At 69.5% G+C, this 20707-nt stretch carries 2 protein-coding genes (both only partly in view); both read right to left on the reverse strand.

All coding sequences use genetic code 11. The features are described 5' to 3' along the window. Positions 1–9804, reverse strand: partial view of a non-ribosomal peptide synthetase gene (locus tag AC3A4T_RS08990; protein WP_487675067.1) — the start only. The gene continues 12474 nt to the left of window position 1, outside the view; the window shows 9804 of its 22278 coding nt (coding positions 1–9804); its start codon is at positions 9802–9804; its stop codon lies beyond the left edge, outside the window. Beyond that, on the reverse strand, positions 9785–20707 hold the final stretch of the coding sequence (locus tag AC3A4T_RS08995) for a non-ribosomal peptide synthase/polyketide synthase (protein WP_487675068.1). It continues 16920 nt past the right edge of the window; 10923 of the gene's 27843 nt are visible here — the last part of the coding sequence; its start codon lies off the right edge, out of view; its stop codon occupies positions 9785–9787. The genes AC3A4T_RS08990 and AC3A4T_RS08995 overlap by 20 nt, the downstream gene beginning before the upstream one ends.

The following is a 20707-nucleotide window of genomic DNA, read 5'->3' on the forward strand; positions in this document are numbered from 1 at the left end:
ATCGCCGCCGTTGGCGGAGCCGTAGTAGTCCAGTCGCGCCGCATTCGAATGCACGATCTGGCGATGGCTTACCACCACGCCCTTGGGCTTGCCGGTGGAGCCGGAGGTGTAGATGACGTAGGCCGGGTGATCCAGCTGCAATTCGGCACGCAGCGCGCTGTCGGCCGCGGCGCTGTCGACAGCAACGTTGTCGATGGCTTCGCGCACCGCGTCATCGTCGAGCAGCAGCGCGTTGTCCGGCACGGCCTGCATCGCGTCGCGACGGGTGACCGTGATCGCCGGGCCTGCATCGTCGTGCATATAGGCCAGACGTTCGGCCGGATAGTCGACGTCCAGCGGCAGATACGCCGCGCCGGCCTTGAGCACCGCGAGCAGGGCGACGACCAGTTCGGCCGAACGCGGCAGCGCCACCGCGACCCGGTCCTCGGCGCGGATGCCGCGCGCGCGCAGCACGCTGGCGAGCCGATGCGCGCGTTCATGCAATTGCGCGTAGCTGAGGCGTTGCTCGGCGAAGATCAGCGCGGTCGCGTCGGGGCTGCGCGCGGCTTGCTGTTCCAGCACTGTCGCCAGATCGAGCGCGGCGACGGGCAGGGCGCGGTCGTTCCAGTCGTGCAACAGGCGCTGGCGTTCCGGCGCGGGCAGCACGTCGAGTTGCGCCAACGGCCGTTGCGGCTGATCGGCGAACGCTTCCAGGATGCGGGTGTAGCTGTCGGCCAGGCGTTCGACTTGCGCGGGCGTATACACGTCGGTGCGGTAGCTGAAGCCCAGGCGGATGCGTTCGCCCGGAACCGCCGACAAGCCCAGTGGATAGTGCGAGGTGTCGCCGCCGTGGTGGCTGTGGAAGGCGACGCTGAGTTGTTGCGATTGGGCTTGCAGACTGGCCTCGTCGATCGGATAGCTCTCGTACACCATCAAGGTGTCGAACAACTCGCCCAGGCCGGCCACTCGCTGGATTTCGCTCAGGCCGAGGTGGCTGTGTTCTAGCAGCGCCGATTGTTGCTGTTGCAGGCGCCGCAGCAGGTCGTGCAAGGATTCGCCGGCGTGCAGGCGCAGGCGCAGCGGCAAGGTGTTGATCAGCAGGCCGACCATCTGTTCGCTGCCGGCCAGTTCAGCCGGACGGTCGGCGAAGGTGATGCCGAACACCACGTCGTCGCGACGCAGCAGGCGCGCGAGCAGGATGCCCCACGCCGCCTGGATCACGGTGTTGAGGGTCACGCCGCACTGACGCGCCTGTTCGACCAGACGCGTGCTGAGGTCTTGCGGCAGCTGGTAGCGCAGCAGTTCGGGCGTGCTCGCGGCGGTGTTCGCCGCGCCGATCCGGCTCGGTTCATCCAGCCCGTCCAACGCCTCGCGCCAGGCCGCCAACGCGGCCGGCTTGTCGCGGTTCGCCAGCCAGCGCAGGTAGTCGCGATAGGGGGTGACCCGCGGCAGCGCGGTGTCTTCGCCTTGTGCGTACAGCGTCAGCAATTCCTGGATCAGGATCGGCGTGGACCAACCGTCGAGCAGGATGTGGTGGCTGGTGAATACGAGGTAATGCTGCTCGGACCCGGTATGCACCAGGGTGAAGCGTAGCAGCGGCGCCTTACTCAGGTTGAAGCGTTGTTGCTGATCCTCGCGCAGCAACTCGGCGAAGCCGTCTTCGTCCAGCTCCACTTCGCGCCAGGGCGCGTCCAGCGTACGCGCGATCACCTGCACCGCTTCGTCCAGGCCCTCATGCACGAAGGCCGCGCGCAGATTGGCATGGCGTTGCAACAGCCGGTTCGCGGCCGCGCGCAACGCCTCACCACGCAACGGCCCGTCGAAGCGCAGCACCACTTGCATCATGTAATTGTCGTGCGCCTGTTCGTCGTACAAGGCATGGAACAGGAAGCCGTGCTGCAGCGGCGACAGCGGCAGGATGTCGGCCAGCGCCGGCTGCGCGGCCTCGATGGCCTCGATCTGGGTCTGTTCGAGCGCGACCAGCGGCAGGTCGGACACGGTGAATCCGTCGCGCTCGGCATGCGATGCGTAATCGGCGATGGCGCGCAAGGCGGCGTGCCAGTCTTCGGCCAGTTCGCGCACGTCGCGCTCATCGAGCAACTCGCCGGCCCAGCTCCAGGTCGCGTTCAACACCGGTCCGGCCGCGCCGTCCAGGGTGATCGCATTGAGTTGCAAGGTGTGCGACAGCGGCCGTTCGGGATGATCGCCGGCTTGCACCGCGACCAAGTCCGTCGCGCTCCAATCCGCGTCCGCATCGCCGGCGCCGAAGCGCCCCAGGTAGTTGAAGGCGATCTGCGGCTGCGCTTGATCGGCCAGGATTTGTCGGCTGGGCTCGTGCAGATAGCGCAGCAGGCCGTAGCCAACGCCATTGTCGGGCAGACGGCGCAGCTGTTCCTTGACCTGCTTGAGGCAAGCCGCGAGGGCGCGCTCATCGTCCAGGGCGGCGCGCGCATCGATTCCGTCGCGGTCCAATGCGCCCAGATCCAGCTGCACCGGGAACAGGCTGGTGAACCAGCCCAGGGTGTGCGACAGCTCGGCGCCGGCCACGATCTCCTCGCGCCCGTGGCCTTCCAGTTCGAAGCGAACGCCGGCCGGATCGCTCAGGCCGCGCCGCGCGCGCCAACTGCGCAACGCCAGGGCGAAGCCGGTGAGCAGCACGTCGTTGATGCGGCCATGAATGGTCTCGGGCGCGCGGGTGAGCAGGCAGCGGGTGATCTCGCTGTCCAGGCTGAGGGTGAGGCTGCGGCGCGTGGCCACGGTGTCGCGCGCGCGATCGAGCGCACGCGTGCCGATCAAGGGATCAAGGCCTGCGAGCATCGATTGCCACAGCGGCAGTTCGTGCGCGCGCTGCGCGGCGGCGTGCGGCAATTGCAGGACCCAGTGGCGCAGCGGCGTCGCCACCGCGGGCAGGACGACGGCGCGGCCGGCGGCGATCGCATCGGCCGCGTCCTTGAGGTCCTGCAGCACGATGCGCCAGGAAATGCCGTCGATGGCCAGATGATGGATCTGCAGCAGCAACAGCGGCTGCTCCTGGTAATCGAACCACAGCGCTTGCAGCATGCGGCCGCTGCGCGGGTCCAGCGTGGCCGCGGAGGCGTTGGCGCGTTCGTGCATGCGCGCTTCGAATTCGCGCTTGTCAGCGGCCGGTGCGGCCCATTCGTCGCTATCGATGCGCAGCAGGCAATCGCTGGCGCGCACCGCGCCGGCGGCGCGGATGGTCCAACGCTGCTCCGGCGTCAGTTGCAGGCGCAAGGCGTCGTGGTGGTCGAGCACGGCCTGCAAGGCCGCGAGCAGATCCGCTTCGCGCACGGCCGGCACCTGCAGCAGCACCGACTGATGGTAGTGCTGCAACGGGCCGCCCTGTTCGAGGAACCAATGCATGATCGGCGTGGCCGGCAATTCGCCGGTCGGCGCCTCCACGGTCGTCTTGACCGTATCGGCCAGCGGCCGCATGACCCGCGCCAGCGCTTCCGGGTTCTGGTGTTCGAACACGGTGCGCACGCTGACCGACCAGCCGGCGCGGCGCAGGCGGCTGACCAACTGGGTCGAGCCGATGCTGTCGCCGCCGAGCGCGAAGAAGTTGTCGTCGATGCTTACCCGCGGCAGATGCAGGATATCGGCGAACAGTTCGCACAGCAGGGTTTCGGCGGCATTGCGTGGTGCGCGCTCGCCGACGCTGCGCAGTTGCGGCGCCGGCAGCGCTTTGCGGTCGAGTTTGCCGTTGCCGGTCAGCGGCAGTTCGTCGAGGACGACGAAGGCGGCCGGGACCATGTAGTCGGGCAGGCGCTTGGCCAACTGCGCTCGCAGGGCCGCGGAATCGAAATCTTCGGGAGCCAAACCGGCGCTGTCGAAGCCGATGGCCGCGATATAGGCGACCAGTTGTTTCTGGCCGGCGTGGTCTTCGCGCGCGATCACCGCATTGTGGGCGAAGCCGGCCTGCGCCAGCGCCGCTTCGATTTCGCCCAGTTCGATGCGGTAGCCGCGGATCTTGACCTGATGGTCGATGCGTCCGAGGTAGTCCAGGCGTCCGTCGGCGCGCCAGCGCGCGAGATCGCCGGTGCGGTACATGCGCTCGCCGTCGACGAAGGGATCGGCGACGAAGCGTTCGGCGCTCAGGCCGGGGCGATTGAGATAACCGCGCGCCAGGCCGGTGCCGGCGATGTACAGTTCGCCGGCCACGCCGCTGGGCTGCGGTCGCAGTCGTTCGTCGAGCACGTACAGCCGCGCGTTCCAGATCGGCGTGCCGATCGACACAGCGGTGGCGTCGCGCATGTCGGCATCGACTTCGTAGGTGCTGCAGCCGACCGTGGCCTCGGTCGGGCCGTATTCGTTGATCAGGCGCACATCCGGATAGCGATCCTGCCAGTAGGCGAGGTCGGCCGGCACCAGCGCTTCGCCGCCGAGCAGCAGGGTGCGCGCCGGTGCCGGCGCGCCCGGTTCCAGGGTGGCGTTGAGCAGTTTCAGATGCGCCGGGGTCAGCTTGAGCAGTTCATAGCCGCCGGCCGGTTGCCGGGCGAACAGGCCAGCGAAATCCTTGTCGGTTTCGATCAGCGTCAGCGGCTGGCCCACCAACAGCGGAGCGAACAGCACGGTGACGCTGCCGTCGAATGCAGCCGACAGGGTGGTGGCCGAACCGTTGCCGTTGCCGTTGTCGTCGCCCGCGCCGAAGTAGGCGTGCCGGCACCAGGCGAAGTAATGCGCGGCCGAACGGTGCGCGACCGTCACGCCCTTGGGCTTGCCGGTGGAACCGGAGGTGTAGATCACATAGGCCGGGTGCAGCAGCTTCAGCGGCCGCAGCCGGTCGGCGTCGCCAGGATTGGCGGCGCTGCTGCGCGCCAGACGCTGTTGCAGCGCCGGATCGTCGAGCAGGCACAGCGGCGCATCCGCCGGCAGCAGATGGGCGAAGGCTTCGCGAGTGAGCACGCGCACCGGTCTGGCGTCGTCGAGCATCATCGCCAGGCGTTCGCGTGGATTGCCCAGATCCAGCGGCAGATACGCCGCGCCGGCCTTGAGCGTGGCGAGCAGCGCGACCAGCAGGTCCAGCGACGGCGGCAGCGCGATCGCCACCACCCGCTCGGGGCCGGCGCCTTCGGCGATCAACACATTGGCCAGACGGTTGGCGCGTTGATTGAGCGCGTCGAAGTCGAGACGCTGCTCATCGCCCGACGGCTCCTGGTAAATCGCCGCCGGCGCCGATGGCGTGCGCGCCACCTGGGCCTCGAACAGTGCCGGCAAGGTCGCTTCGAGCACGGGTTGCGCGGTGGCGTTCCAGTCGTGCAGCAAGCACTGCCGCTCGCTCGCGTCCATCAGTTCGATCGCGCCGATGGTCCGCTCGGCGTCTTCGGTGACCGCATGGAGCAGGCGCTCGAAACGGCGCCGCAGCGTCTGCACGCTGGCTTCGTCGAACAGATCGGTGGCGTATTCGATCGCGCCTTGCAGGCCGTCGGGTTCGCCGTCGGCCAGGGTGCGCTCGGAAAACGCGAAGTTGAGGTCGAACTTGACCACCTCCGTTTCCAGCGCATGCGCTTCGCAGCGCAAGCCAGGTAGGCGCAGTTCCCCAGCGCTCATGTTCTGCAGCACCACCATCACCTGGAACAGCGGGTGATAGGACAGCGAACGCACAGGATTCAACGTTTCCACCAACTGTTCGAACGGCAGGTCCTGATGTTCGTAGGCGGCCAGATCGGTGTCGCGCACGCGCGCCAGCAAGGCCGCGAAGCTGGGGTCGCCTGAGGTGTCGACGCGCAGCACCAGGGTGTTGAGGAACAGGCCGACCAGATCCTCGAGCGCGGCATCGGTACGGCCGGCCACCGGCGCGCCGAGCGGAATGTCGGTGCCCGAACCCATGCGCGTCAGCAAGGCGGCGACCGCCGCCTGCAGCACCATGAACAAGGTCGCGCCGTGACGCTGGCTCAGCGTCAGCAGGCGGCGGTGCAGCGCGGTGTCGAATTCGAAATGCGCGCTGCGGCCGCGATAACTGGCGCTGCCCGGACGCGGCCGGTCCGCCGGCAGTGGCAATTGGTCGGGCAGATCGGCCAGCCGTTGCTTCCAGTAATCGATCTGTTGGCGCAGCAGGCTGTCGCCGTCGTCCTCGCGGCCCATCAGTTGCCGTTGCCACAGGCTGTAGTCGGCGTACTGCACCGGCAGCGGCGCCCACGACGGCGCCGTGCCCATCAGGCGCGCGGCATAGGCCTGCGACAGGTCGCGCGACAGCGGCGCCATCGAGGCGCCATCGCCGGCGATGTGGTGCAGCAACAGCAGCAGCACGTGGTCGTCGGCGCCGATCCGGAACAGACTGGCGCGCAGCGGCAATTCGCAGCTCAGGTCGAAGGCGTAGGCCGCCGCCTGGCGCAGGCCGGCGTCCAATGCGTACTCGTCGCTGTCGACGGTTTCCAGCGACACGAACGCGGCGCTGTCGTCGAGACGGTCGTGCGCTCCGGGCGCGGCCAGGATGTGCTGGCGCGGCGTGTCGCTGTCCGGAAACAGGGTGCGCAGGCTTTCGTGGCGCGCCACCACGTCGTTGATCGCCGCCTGCAGCGCGTCCGGGTCGAGCGGGCCGTGCAGGCGCAGCGCCAGCGGGATGTTGTAGGTCGCGCTCGGTCCTTCGAGTTGATGCAGGAACCACAGCCGGTATTGCGCGAACGACAGCGGCAGATCCTGCGGACGCTCTTGCGCCGCCGTCAACGCCGGCCGGCGCGAGCGGTTGCGGTCCAGATGCGGCGCCAGCGCGGCCACGCTGGGGTGTTCGAACAGCGCGCGGATCGGCAGTTCCAGTTGCAGGCGCGAACGAATCAATCCGATCAGGCGGATCGCCAGCAGCGAATGGCCGCCCAGTTCGAAGAAGCTGTCGTCGATGCCGACGCGCTGCACGCCCAGCACTTCGGCGTACAGCGCGCACAGGATGCGCTCGCGCTCATCGCGCGGCTCGCGCAGGCTGACGGGCGCGTAATCCGGGGCCGGCAAGGCCTTGCGGTCGAGCTTGCCGTTGGGCAGTTGCGGCAACGCCGGCAGCGCCACCAGCGCGGCCGGCAGCATGTAGTCGGGCAGGCGCGCGGCCAGATGCGCGCGCAACGCATCGGCGTCGAATCCGGCTTCGGCGGCGACATAGCCGACGATCTGGCGATCGCCCGGTCGATCCTCGCGCACGATCACGGCATTACGCGTGTAACTGGCGCGGGCCAGCTCGGCCTCGATCTCGCCCAGCTCGATGCGCAGGCCGCGCACCTTGACCTGATGGTCGGCGCGACCGCGATGGACGATGACGCCGTCCTCGCGCCAGTGCGCCAAGTCGCCGGAGCGGTACATGCGCTGGCCGTGCGCGAACGGATCGGCGACGAAGCGCTCGGCGCTGAGCGCGGCGCGGCCGAGATAACCGCGGGCGAGGCAGTCGCCGGCGATGTACAGCTCGCCCAGCGTTCCCGGCGGCACCGCTCGCAGTGCGCTGTCGAGCACGTAGAAACGGGTGTTGGCGATCGGGCCGCCGATCGGGATCGGACCGTCTTCCACTTCGCGACACGGCCACGCAGCCACGCCGATGGAGGTTTCGGTCGGGCCATAGGAGTGATGCAGCGGGCGTCCCAGGCGCTGGGCCACGCGCCGGCGCAGATCCGCCGACAGCGCTTCGCCGCCGCAGACGATGCGGCGCAGGCTCGCGCATTGCTCGGCGCTGGCTTCGAGCACGAACACTTCCAGCATCGAGGCGACGAAGTGCACGGTGGTGATGCGCTCGCGTTGGATCAGTTCGGCGAGGTAGCGCGGTTCGCGATGGCCGTCGGGCCGCGCCAGCACCAGGCGCGCGCCGCGGGTCAGCGGCCAGAACAGTTCCCACACCGACACGTCGAAGCTCGACGGGGTTTTCTGCAGCACCGCGTCGTCGGCTTGCAGGCCGTACTCGCGTTGCATCCAATCCAGCCGATTGACCACGCCGCGATGCGGGATCAGCGCGCCCTTGGGCTTGCCGGTCGAACCGGAGGTGTAGATCACATAGGCCGGATGCTCCGGGCGCAGCGTCGCGCTGCGTTCGTCATCGTTTACCGCGTGCGTCGACAGCGCGGCCAGGCCCAGGCGTTCGCACAGCGCGTCGTCGTCGAGCCGCCACAGCTGCGCGGTGGCCGGCAGCGCTTCGGCCACGTCGCCGCGCGTGAGCACGCAGGCCGGCGCGGCGTCGGCGAGCATGTCGGCCAGACGCTCGGGCGGATAGTCGGTGTCCAGCGGCAGATAGGCCGCGCCGCTCTTGAGCACCGCGCACAGCGCGATCGGCAGGTCCAGCGAACGCGGCAGCGCCACGCCGACGATGGATTCCGGGCCGATGCCCTGGGCGATCAGCGCGCGCGCAAGACGGTTGCTGCGCGCTTCGAGTTCGGCGTAGCTCAGCGAGCTGCCTTCGAAGCACAGCGCGATGGCGTCGGGCGTGCGCGCGGCCTGCGCCGACAGCAGCGCGGCCAAGTGAGTGTTCGACTGTTCGTGCGCGGTCGCGTTCCAGTCGTGCAGCACGAGTCGGGTTTCATCGGCGTCGAGCAGGTCGATCCGGCCGAGCGGCTGCTGCGCGTCGGCGGCGAAGGCGTCGATCAGGCGCTGGTAGCGTAGGCCCATACGCAGCACCTGCTCGCGTTCGAGCAGGTCGGGGCGGTAGCTGAGCTTGAGCTGATACGGCTGGCCTGGCCGTCCCGGGATCAACGCCAGACCGACCGGATAGTGCGAGGTGTCGCCGCCGTGATGGCTGTGCACGCCGATGGCGAGGTCGCTGGGGCCGTCGCCGTCTTCGCCGACCGGAAAGTTTTCGAACAGCACCAGGGTGTCGAACAATTCGCCGTGGCCGGCGATGCGCTGGATCTCGGCCAGGCCGAGGTGCTGGTGGTCCAGCAGCGCCGACTGCTCGCGCTGGAAGCGTTGCAGCAGCGCGGCGACGGTTTCGTCCGGGCGCCACTGCAGGCGCAGCGGCAAGGTGTTGATGAGCAGTCCGACCATCTGCTCGACGCCGGCCAATTCCGGCGGACGGCCCGACACCGTGGTGCCGAAGGCGACATCGTGACGATGGGTCAGCCGGCCCAGCAGCACGCCCCAGGCCGCCTGCACCACGGTGTTGAGGGTGACGCCGAGCGTGCGCGCCTGCCGGGTCAGGCGCTGGATCAGTGCGTCGGGCAGGTCGATGCGCAAGGTGTCCGGCACCGCCGGCGCGGTGCTGGCGGCGGCGATCCGGGTCGGTTCCTCGAACCCGAGGAAGGCCTCGCGCCAGGCCTCGCGCGCGGCCGCATGATCGCGCCCGCCGAGCCAGCGCATGTAGTCGCGGTACGGCACGACTCGCGGCAAGGCGTCGGTGTCGGCGCCGTTGCGATACAGCGCGAACAGTTCCTGCAACACGATCGGCGTGGACCAGCCGTCGAGCAGGATGTGGTGGCTGTTGAAGATCAGGTAATGGCGCGCGGCCGATTCGCGGACCAGCACGAAGCGCAGCAGCGGCGCGCGGGTCAGGTCGAAGCGTTCCTGCGCGTCGTAGGCGATGGCCTGGGCGAGCGCGGCCTCGCGTTGTTCGGGCGGCAGCGTCGACAGATCCAGTTCGCGCCACGGCGCCTGGATGTCGCGCTGGATCACCTGCACCGGTTCCTTGGTCTTGTGGTGCACGAATGCCGCGCGCAGGCTGGCGTGGCGGCGCAGCAGCGCGTCGGCGGCGGCGCGCAACGCGGCCGGGTCGAGCACGCCGTCGAGGACGAAGGTCATCTGCACCACGTAACTGTCCTGCACCTTGTCGTCGTACAAGGCGTGGAACAGGAAGCCGTGTTGTAGCGGCGTCAGCGGCAGGATGTCTTCAATTTTCGAGTTGCGCATACAGCGACTCCAGCAGTTCGATATCGGATTGGTCGAGCGCGACCAGAGGCACGTCGGACGGCGTCAGCGCGGCGCCGTCGGCTTCGCGGGCGAAGTCGGCGATGCGGCGCAAGGCGTCGAACCAGGCGTGAGAGAAGGCCGCCACCGCGGCTTCGTCGAGCAGTTCACCGGCCCAGTTCCAGTTCGCGTACAGGCGCGGACCGTCGGCCTCGTCGCGGACCAGGGCGTTGAGTTCCAACGGATGCGCCAGCGGCTGCTCGGCGTCGCCGCCGCCGCCGAAGCCGCCGTCTTCGCCGACGGGATTCCAGTCGGTTTCGTTGCGGCTAGCTTCGTTACGACCGGCGTCGGCGACCGCGAAGCGGCCGAGATAGTTGAAGCCCAGCGACGGCGGCGCCAGCGCGGCCAGTTCGGCGCGCGTGGACGGATCGAGATGACGCAACAAGCCGTAGCCGATGCCCTGATCGGGCACCCGTCGCAGTTGTTCCTTGACCGACTTGAGCGAGCGTTCCAAGGCCTTGCCACCCGCCAGCGCCTGATCGAGATCGAAGTCGGCCGCATCCAGGCGCACCGGGAACAGGCTGGTGAACCAGCCGACGGTGCGCGACAGGTCGGCACCCTCGATCAAACCGTCCACCGCCGCCGCTTCGCGGCCGTGGCCTTCCAGATCGAAGGCGGCGGCGTGCGCGTCGCTATCGCCACGCGCGCGCCGCCATTGCAGCGCGGCGAGCAGGAAGGCGCACAGCAGCACGTCGTTGATGCGGCCGTTGATGCGTTCCGGCGCTTGAGTCAGCAGGGTGCGGGTGGTGTCCGCGTCCAGGCTGGCGACATGGGTGCGCATCGTCGCCATGGTGTCGCGGCGCGGATCGAAGGCGCGCGGCAACCAGGCACCGCCATCGCTGGCGAGCATGTCGCGCCACAGCGGCAGTTCGTCGCGGCGACGCTGCGCGGCTTCGGGCAGGGCCAGCGCCCATTCACGCAGCGAGGTCGGCGCCGGTTCCAGTTCGATCCGATCGGCCTCGGCCAGCGCCTGCTCGTAGGCCGCGCGCAGATCGGGCACCAGCAGTCGCCACGACACGCCGTCGACGGCAAGGTGATGGATCACCAGCAACAAACGCGATTCGTCGCCGGCATGGAACCACACGGCTTGCAGCAAGCGGCCGGCCGCGGGATCCAGACGCCGCTGCGCGGCCTGGGCCTGCGCGGCGACTTCGTCCGCGCTCGGCGTGGCGGCTTCGATCGCGAGCAGGCAATCGTCGGCGCGCACCGCGCCGATCGGCGCGATTTCCAGACGTTCGCGATCGAGCACGCGCAGACGCAGGGCGTGGTGATGATCGAGCAAGGCCTGCAGCGCCTGCGCCAGCGCGCGTGCCTGCAGCGCGGGCACCTTGAGCAGCATCGATTGCTGATACTGCGCGTACGGCGCGTCGTGTTCGAACAGATCACGCACGATCGGCGTGGCCGGCAATTCGCCGACCGGCGCCACCGTCGGCACGGATGCGGGGACGACGTCCTCGCTGACCACCACGGCCAACGCGCGCACGCTTTGGTGCTGGAACACTTCGCGCGCGCTCAGGCGCAGTCCGGCCTGACGGGCTCGACCGACCAACTGGATCGAACTGATGCTGTCGCCGCCGAGGCTGAAAAAACCCTCGTCCAGGCCGACCGCGTCGAGGCCCAGCACTTCGCCGAACAGCTTCGCCAGAAGCTTCTCGCGTTCGCTGGCGTTCTCGTCCGGGCCTGCGCTGGTCGTGGTCGTCTGCGGCGCCGGCAGCGCCTTGCGGTCGAGCTTGCCGTTGGGGGTCAGCGGCAACTCGGGCAGGGCGACGAACGCGGCCGGGACCATGTAGTCCGGCAGGCGTTCGGCCAGCTCGTTCTTGATCCGGGCCAGATCGGCCGCGGCCAGTGCGGGCGCGGCGAGGTAGGCGACCAGTTGCTTGTGGCCCGGCCGGTCTTCGCGCGCGATCACCGCATTGGCGGCGAAACCGATCTGCGCGAGCGCGGCTTCGATCTCGCCCGGTTCGATGCGGAAGCCGCGGATCTTGACCTGATGATCGGCGCGGCCGAGCAGTTCGAGCTGACCGTCGCGGCGCCAGCGCGCAAGATCGCCGGAGCGATACATGCGCGTGCCTGCCGTGAACGGATCGGCGACGAAACGTTCCGCGCTCAGGCTCGGGCGACCGAGATAGCCGCGCGCCAGACCTGCGCCGGCGATGTACAACTCGCCGACGGTACCGGCCGGCACCGGCCGCAGGCGCGCGTCGAGCACGTGAAAACGGGTATTGCGCAGCGGCCTGCCGATGCTCGGGCGTTCGTCGCCGTCGTTCAAAGCCAGACCGCCGGCATCGACCGTGTACTCGGTGGGACCGTAGTAGTTGTGGCCGCGCACCGACGCATGTCCGCGCAGCGTGCGCCACTGGGTTTCGCTGACCGATTCGCCGCCGAGCATCAGCGTGCTCGGATAGGCGCGGGCGCTGTCGGAGCCGACGCTGTCGAGCAAGCCCAGGCGTTGCAGCTGTTCGAAGTGGGTCGGGGTCAGGTCGAGCGCATCGATGCGCGCGGCCCGCAGGTGGCTCAGCAGCACTTCGCCCTCGCGCCGCAGCACGTCGTCGAACACGTGCAGTTCGTGGCCGGCGCACAGGAACAGCAGGCCTTCCAGCGAAGTGTCGAAAGCGAAGGTGGCGGTGAGGCCGAAGCGAACACGGCCACCGCCGGCATGGCGCGCGGCATCGGCGATCACGCCGTCGCGGTGGTGCTCGAACAGATTGGCCAGACCTGCGTGCGACACGACCACGCCCTTGGGCTTGCCGGTCGAGCCGGAGGTGTGGATCACGTACGCGGCCTGCTGCGGATGCAGCGGCGCGGCGCCGCTGAGCGCGAGCGAGTCGTGCGGATTGCGCTCCGGCATCGACGCCAGTTCGGCGCGGCCCGCGTCCTGATCGAGCAACAGCGCCGGGCCAGCGTAGCCGAGCGTGGTGCAGATCGAGGCGTGGCCGAGCAGCAGCGTGGGCGCGGCTTCGGCGATCAACTCGCGCAGGCGCTCGCCCAGATGCTCGGTGTCCAGTGGCAGATACGCCGCGCCGGCCTTGAGCGCGCCGAGCATGGCGCAGACCGTGTCGGCCGAACGCGGCAAGGCCAGGGCGACGCGATCGTCGGCCTTGAGGCCGCGCGCGATCAACGCATGGGCGATGCGGTTGGCGCGGCGGTTGAGCGCGTCGAAGCTCAGTGACTGCTCGCCGCAGACCAGCGCGATCGCATCCGGCGTGGCCGCGGCCTGACGCTCGAACCACTGCGGCAGCAGCACACCCGAGGGCGCGATCTGTGGTCCCTGCGAGTTGTGCAGCAACTGCTGGCGTTCGTCGCCGTCGAGCAACTCGACCTCGCCGATGCGCCGGCGCGGATCGGCCGCGACCGCTTCGAGCATGCGTTGCAGGCAGCGGCCGATACGCAGCGCGGTGTCGGCCTCGAACAGATCGCCGGCGTACTCGATGCTGGCGTGCAGGCCGGCTGGCGCGCCGAGTTCGTCGTGAGCTTCGCTGAAATCGAAGCTGAGATCGAACTGGGCGATGTCCAGGTCGAACCCGGCCGGACGCGTCTTCAGGCCGGGCAGGGCGAGTTCGCCGCTGGCGTGGTTCTGCAGCGACAGCATCACCTGGAACAACGGGTGATGGGCCATCGAACGCACCGGTTGCAGCGCGTCGACCAGGCGTTCGAACGGCACGTCCTGATGCTCGTACGCGGCGAGATTGGTTTCGCGCACGCGGCCGAGCAGTTCGGCGAAGCCGGGATCGCCGGACAGGTCGGTGCGCAGCACGAGCGTGTTGAGGAACAGGCCGATCAAGTCGTGCAAGGCTTCATCGCCGCGGCCGGCGATCGGCGTTCCCAACGCGACGTCGTCGCCGGCACCGAGCCGACCCAAGGTCGCCGCCAGCGCGGCCTGCAGCACCATGAACAAGGTCGCGCCCTGGCTCCGCGCCAACGCCGCCAGCTTCGCGTGCAGCGCGGCGTCGAGCGACAGCGGCAGGTGGCCGCCGCGATAGCTCGATTGCGGCGGACGCGGGCGATCGCTCGGCAAAGCGATGCGCTCGGGCAGGTCGGACAGTTGGCGCTTCCAGTACTGCAGTTGCTGCGCCAGGGCGCTCTCGGGATCGCGTTCCTCGCCCAGGGTGCGGCGTTGCCACAGGGTGTAGTCGGCGTACTGCACCGGCAACGGCGCGAACACCGGCGCACGGCCGCGCAGGCGCGCGGCGTAGGCGTGACTGAGGTCGCGCGCGAGCGGTTGCAGCGAGGCGCCGTCGCCGGCGATGTGGTGGATCAACAGCAGCAGGGCCTGGCGTTGCGGACCCAGTTCAATCAGCGTCGCGCGCAGCGGCAGCTCGCGACTGAGATCGAAGCGATGCGCGGCCGCGGCTGACAGCGCCGCGTGCAGCCCGGCCTCGTCGCTGCGGGCACGATGCAGCTGCAACGCAGCCTGATCGGCCGGCAACACCCGCTGCTGCGGCACGTCGCCCGACGGGAACAACGTGCGCAGGCTTTCATGACGCGCCACCACATCGTTCAAGGCCGCTTCCAGCGCGTCGCCGTCGAGCTCGCCATCCAGGCGCAGCGCCAACGGAATGTTGTAGGTCGCGCTCGGCCCTTCGAACCGGTGCAGGAACCACAGCCGCTGCTGGGCGAACGACAGCGGCAGCAGCGCCGGCCGCGTCTGCGGCAACAGCGGTTCGCGCGCGATTCCGCCCGAGGGCAGACGTCGCGCCAGGGTTTCCACGGTGGGCGCGTCGAACAGCGCGCGGATCGGCAGTTCGACATCGAAGGTCGCGCGGATGCGGCCGATCAGGCGCGTGGCCAGCAGCGAATGGCCGCCGAAGGCGAAGAAATTGTCTTCCGCGCCGATCCGTTCCAGGCCCAGCACTTCGGCGAACAGCGAGCACAGCAGCTGCTCGGTGGCGTTGGCCGGGCCGCGCGACAGCGCCTGCGCGGCGAACTCCGGCGCCGGCAGCGCCTTGCGGTCGAGCTTGCTGCCGTTGGCGGTCAGCGGCAGCGCGTCGAGCGCGACGAACGCGGCCGGCACCATGTACTCGGGCAGACGCTGGGTCAGGCGCTTGCGCAACACATCGGCATCGACCGGTTCGGACGAGACCAGATAAGCGACCAGTTGCGGATGGCCCTGGCGGTCTTCGCGCACGATCGCGGCGTTGCCCGGATAGCCGCATTGCGCCAGCGCGGATTGCACTTCGCCCAGCTCGATGCGGAAGCCGCGCAGCTTCACTTGCTGATCGACGCGGCCGAGGTAATCGAGCTGACCGTCCTCGCGCCGCCGCGCCAGATCGCCGCTGCGGTACATGCGCTGGCCGACGTGGAAGGGATCGGCGACGAAGCGCTCGGCGCTCAGGCCCGGCCGGTCGAGATAACCGCGCGCCAGACCGGCACCGGCAATGTACAACTCGCCGGCAACGCCCGCCGGCACTGGCCGCAGCATCGCGTCGAGCACGTACAGACGGGTGTTGGCGACCGGGACACCGAGCGGCGGCGCCGCGCCGGCGAGACCGGTTTCGTCCAGCGCCTGGCTCATCGCCGCGCAGATGGTGATCTCGGTCGGGCCGTAGGCGTTGACCAGACGGCGGCCATCGCGCGACCACGCCGCGGCCACGTGCGGCGGACAGGCTTCGCCGCCGACGATCAGCGTCTTCGGCCACGCCAGCGCGTCCGGATCCAGGCTGCCGAGCGCGCTCGGCGGAATCAGGCTGTGGCTGATGCGCTGCTCGGCGAGAGTGCGCGCGAGCGCGTCGCCGAGCAGCAGGCCCGGCGGCGGCAGCACCAGGGTGGCGCCGGCGGCGAAGCACATCAGCATTTCCATCGCCGCCGCGTCGAAACTCATCGAAGCGAACTGCAGCACGCGGCTGCCGGAGTCGAGGCCGAAGCGTTCGACCTGACTGTGGACGAGGCTGGGAATGCCGGCGTGGGTGACGCACACGCCCTTGGGCCGGCCGGTCGAGCCGGAGGTGTAGATCACGTAGGCCGGATGCTGCGGCGACAACGCGTGCATGCGTTCGGCGTCGGTCGGATCGTGACCGGTGGCGTGGGCGATGTCGTTGCCGAAGCCGGCCGCGTCGTCGATCAGCAGCAGCGGCGCGTCCTGCGGCAGCCGCGCGGCGACCGCGCGGGTGGCCAGTACGTGGCGTGGACGCGCGTCGCCCAGAGTGTATTCCAGGCGTTCGAGCGGATGATCGGCGTCGAGCGGCAGATAGGCCGCGCCGGCCTTTAGGATGCCGAGCACGGCGACGACGGTGTCGAACGAACGCGGAATCGCCAGGGCGACGCGATCCTCCGGACCGACTCCGCGCGCGATCAGTGCGTGCGCCACACGGTTGGCGCGGCGGTTGAGTTCGGCGTAGCTGAGTTCGCCGTGTGCGTCGACCAGTGCGATCGCTTCAGGCGCGTCGGCGACGCGTTGCTGGAACCAGGCCGGCACGGTCGCGGCGGGCAGCTCGTACTCGCTGTCGTTGCAGTCGTACAGCACCCGCCGGCGCTCGCGGTCGTCGAGCAGATCGAAGTGCTCCAGGCTGCGCTGCGGATGCGCGGCGACCGCGTCGAGCAGGCGCGACAGGCGCTCGGCCAGTCGCTGCACGCTCAACGCGTCCAGCCGCGCCGGATCGAAGTTGAAACGCAGCGACAGGCGCTGCCCCGGCGTGACCAGCAGGCTCAACGGGTAGTGAGTGGCGTCGCTGCTGGCGAAACCGGCGATGCTCAGCTCGCCGAGCGCGCTGGCCAGGCCATCGTGATCGATCGGATAGTTCTCGAACACATACAGCGTATCGAACAGCCGCTCGAACCCGGCGTAGCGCTGCAACTGGGCCAGGTCGAGGTGCTGATGCTCCATCAACGCGGTCTGCTGGCGCTGCAGTTCCTGCAGCAGGTCGACGAAGCTGCGCTTGGGGTCCAGGCGCAGGCGGGTCGGCACGGTGTTGATGAACAAGCCGATCATGCGCTCGACTTCGTCGAGCTCCGGCGGGCGCGTCGACACGGTGGTGCCGATGACTACGTCGTCGCGGCCGAGCATGCGGCCCAGCAGCAGGCCCCACGCGCCCTGGACCAGGATGTTCAAGGTCAGGCCATGGCGTCGCGCCAGCTGCGCCAAAGTACGCGACAGGCCTTCGGGCAGCTGCAGTTCGTGTTCGCACTGGCGGCCGGAGGCGTGCGGCTGCGAGGGCAACAGCAGGGTCGGTTCATCGATGCCGTCCAGCGCTTCGCGCCAGGCGAGTTCGCCCAGGTGCGGGTCGCGCGCGCTCAGCCAGTGCAGGTAATCGCGGTAGGCGCTGGCGCCAGGCAGCGGCGCGCCGGTGTACAGCGCGAACAATTCCTGCACCAGCAGCGGCATCGACCAACCGTCAAGCAGGATGTGGTGGTTGGCGATCAACAAGCGGTGACGGACGCGGCCGTCGGCTGCGCTGCCGAGCGCGAGCAGGGTGAAGCGCAGCAGCGGCGCCTGATCCAGATCGAAACGCCGGCTGCGATCGTGTTCGGCGATGCGCGCGGCTTCGGCTTCGCGTGATTCGACCGGGTGCGCGGACAGATCGACGCGGCGCCAGTCCAGCGGAATTTCGCGCGGAATCACCTGCACCGGCCGTTCCAGGCCGCGGTGGACGAACGCGGCCGACAGATGCGGATGGCGCTGCATCAACGTGCGCGCCGCTTCGCGCAAGCGAACCGGATCGAGCGGTCCGTCCAGGTCGAAACGCACCTGCACCACGTATGGGTCGGGACCTTCGTGTTCGTACAAGGTGTGGAACAGCAGGCCGTGTTGCAGCGGCGTCAGCGGCAACAGATCGGCGACGCCCCCGGCATCGCGGTAGTCGCGTTCCAGCCGTTCGATCGCGTCCTGTTCGAGCGCGGCCAGGGCCACGTCCGACGGGCTCAGGCCGCCGCTGTGCGCGTCACCGGCGAGCGCGGCGAGGGCGCGCAGCACGCGGGCGAAGGTCTCGGCGAGGTCTTCGATCTGTTCCTGCGCGAACAGCGCGCGCGGCCACGACCAGGTGGCGACGAACTCGGGGCCGTCGTCGCGGTCCTGGGTCAGTGCATTGAGTTCGATCGCGTGCGCGATCGGCAGCGCTTCGCCGCCGGCCGGCGCCGGCGTTTCGTCGGCGGCGATCCAGTCGCCGCGGACCGAATCGCTCGTTGTCTGCGCGCCTGCGGCCTGTCCGCTCACGGCGAAGCGGCCGAGGTAATTGAAGCTGACCTGCGGCTGCGGCAACGCCGCCAACGCCTGCGCGGCGTCGGGGTTGAAGCAGCGCAGCGCGCCGTAGCCCAGACCGTGGTCGGGCACGGCGCGCAGTTGTTCCTTGACGCGCTTGAGCGCGCGTTCGAGCTCGCGCCCGCCGCCGAGCGCCTGCGCCTGATTGATGCCATCCAGGTCCAGCCGCAGCGGATACAGACTGGTGAACCAGCCGACCGTGCGCGACAGGTCAAGCTCACTGTGCGCGCTTCCGCGGCCGTGGCTTTCCAGGTCGAGCAACACGCGTTCGCAGGACTTGCCGGTATGGCGGCGGCGCCAATCGCTCAGGGCCAGGGCGAAGGCGCTTAGCAGCACGTCGTTGATGCCGGCGTGGAAGCGCGCCGGCAGCGCGGTCAGCAGCGGCGTCGCGACCGACGCCGGCAGGCTCAGGCTGTGATGGCCGCACGCGGCGCCGATGTCTCGCAGCGGATCCAGCGCGACCAGCGACAGCGGCGGATCGATGCCTTCAGCCAGGGCGCGCCAATGCGGCAGCTCGGCCAGGCGCGCGGGTGAAGTCGATTGTTCGCGCAACTCGGCGGTCCAGGCGCGCAGCGAATGACTGCGCGCGGCGAACGCCGGTTCGCGTCCCGCAGCGAGCGATTCGACCGCATCGCGCAGGTCCGGAATCAGGATGCGCCAGGACACACCGTCGACGGCGAGATGGTGGATGCACAGCAGCAGACGGCCGCTGGCGTCGTCGCCGGCATCGAACCACACGGCTTGCAGCAGCTCGCCTGTGTCGGTGGCGAGGCTTTGCGCGGCCGCCGCGGCCGCTGCGTCGAGCGCAGCTTGCAGCGCGGCCTCGTCGAGTCCGGCGATGTCGACGCGACGCAGGCCGAAGTGGGTGGCTTCGGGCCCGGGCACTTGCAGTGTCCACGCGCCATCGTCGCGGTGCAGCTGCAGGCGCAACGCGTCGTGGTGTCGTACCAGCGCGGCCAATGCGTCGTGCAGCACCTGTTGCGACAAACCCGCGGGCACGCGCAGCAGCACGCGCTGGTTGAAACCGTCCAGCGGCGCCTCGCGATCGAGGAACCATCGCAGGATCGGCAGCGGCGCAAGCGCGCCGACCGGTTCGTCGATCAGCGCCGGCGCGCCGGCGTCGGCGTCGCGCGCGATCCGCGCCAACGCCGCCACGTTCTGATGCTGGAACACTTCGCGCGGGGTGATCAGCAGCCCGGCCTTGCGCGCCAGGCCGACCAACTGGATCGAGAGAATGCTGTCGCCGCCGAGGTCGAAGAAGCTGTCGGCGACGCTGACCCGCGGCAGCCCCAGCACCTGCGCATACAGCGCGGCCAGGGTCTGCTCGCGTTCGTTGCCGGCGGCGCGGTGCTGGCCGGCGCTGAAGTCGGGCGCGGGCAAGGCCTTGCGGTCGATCTTGCCGTTCGGGGTCAGCGGCATCCGCGGCAGCAGCACCAGCAGCGGCTGCATGTAGTCCGGCAACTGCGCGGCGATATGCCGGCGCAGATCGGCGAACTGGTCGAACGTGGACGGCTCGTTGGTGCAGGCCGACAGTTCGTCCACCGCGAGCGGGCGGTGCAGGTCGGCGACGGTGCGGCCGTCTTCGCGCCAGAACAGCAGTTCCAGTTGCTCGTCGGCGCCGTCGCCGGCCCAGGTGCTCGCCGCGTGCAGACCTGCCGCCGCCGCGGCGGCGATCAAGGTTTCGCTGCGCGCATGCACGCGATCGCCGGCATCGAGCAGGCGTGTGCGCACCGCGGACACCGGCGCGCCGTCGGCGAGTGCGTGCAGCGCATCGGTTTCCGGCTGCAGATGATCGTTCGGCACGCCGGTCAGGCGCAGGCCGTCGCCGCGTTCGCGCAGCAGGCGCACGAACGCGTTGTCCTCCATCAGCGCCGGCGTCCACGCGACCGCGGGCCACGCCGCCGCCGAACGCAGCGGCAGCGGGCCCTTGCGCAGCACGACTTCGTAGCGATGGCGGCTGAGTTCGTTGCCGTAGCCGCTGCGCTTGGTCTGGATATCGACCGCGCAAATCGCATCTTCACGCTTGGCCTGCTCGGCGAAGAATTCTGGCGCGACCAGCAGCTCCTTCTCGGCCAGTCGCAGTTGTTCGGCGCGGCGCAGCAAGATGGCCGTGTCGGTGTCGTCGTCGCTCTGATGCAGGGCGATCGCGGTGGCGAAGCTGCGCTGCAGGCGCAGATTGCGCACGTCGCCCAGGTACAGCGCGCCACCGGGCGCGAGCAAGCGCATCGCCTGGCCGATGGCCTGCGCCAGGTACTCGCCGTTGGGGAAGTACTGCAACACCGAGTTGATCACGATCACATCGAAGCGCTCGCCCGGGGCGAGGCCGGCGTCGAGGCCGTCCATGTCGTGGGCTGGGCGCGCATACAGTTCGACCTTGCCGGCCAGCGCCGGTTGCTGCGCGACTTCGGCGCGCAAGCGTTCGACCGTGGCCGCCGACAGATCGGTGCCGTGGTAGGCGCGCACGTGCGGCGCCACCTGCGACAGGATCAGGCCGCTGCCGACGCCGATTTCCAGCACCCGCTGGGGCTTGAGTTCGAGGATCCGTTCGACCGTGCGCGCGCGCCATTCGCGCATCTGCTCCAGCGCGATCTCGCTGCCGTCGTAGCTGCTGTTCCAGCCGTGGAAGTTCTCGCCGAAGGCGTAGGCGCCGTCCAG

The sequence above is a fragment of the Lysobacter sp. Soil_N_51 genome (genome assembly GCF_057655755.1).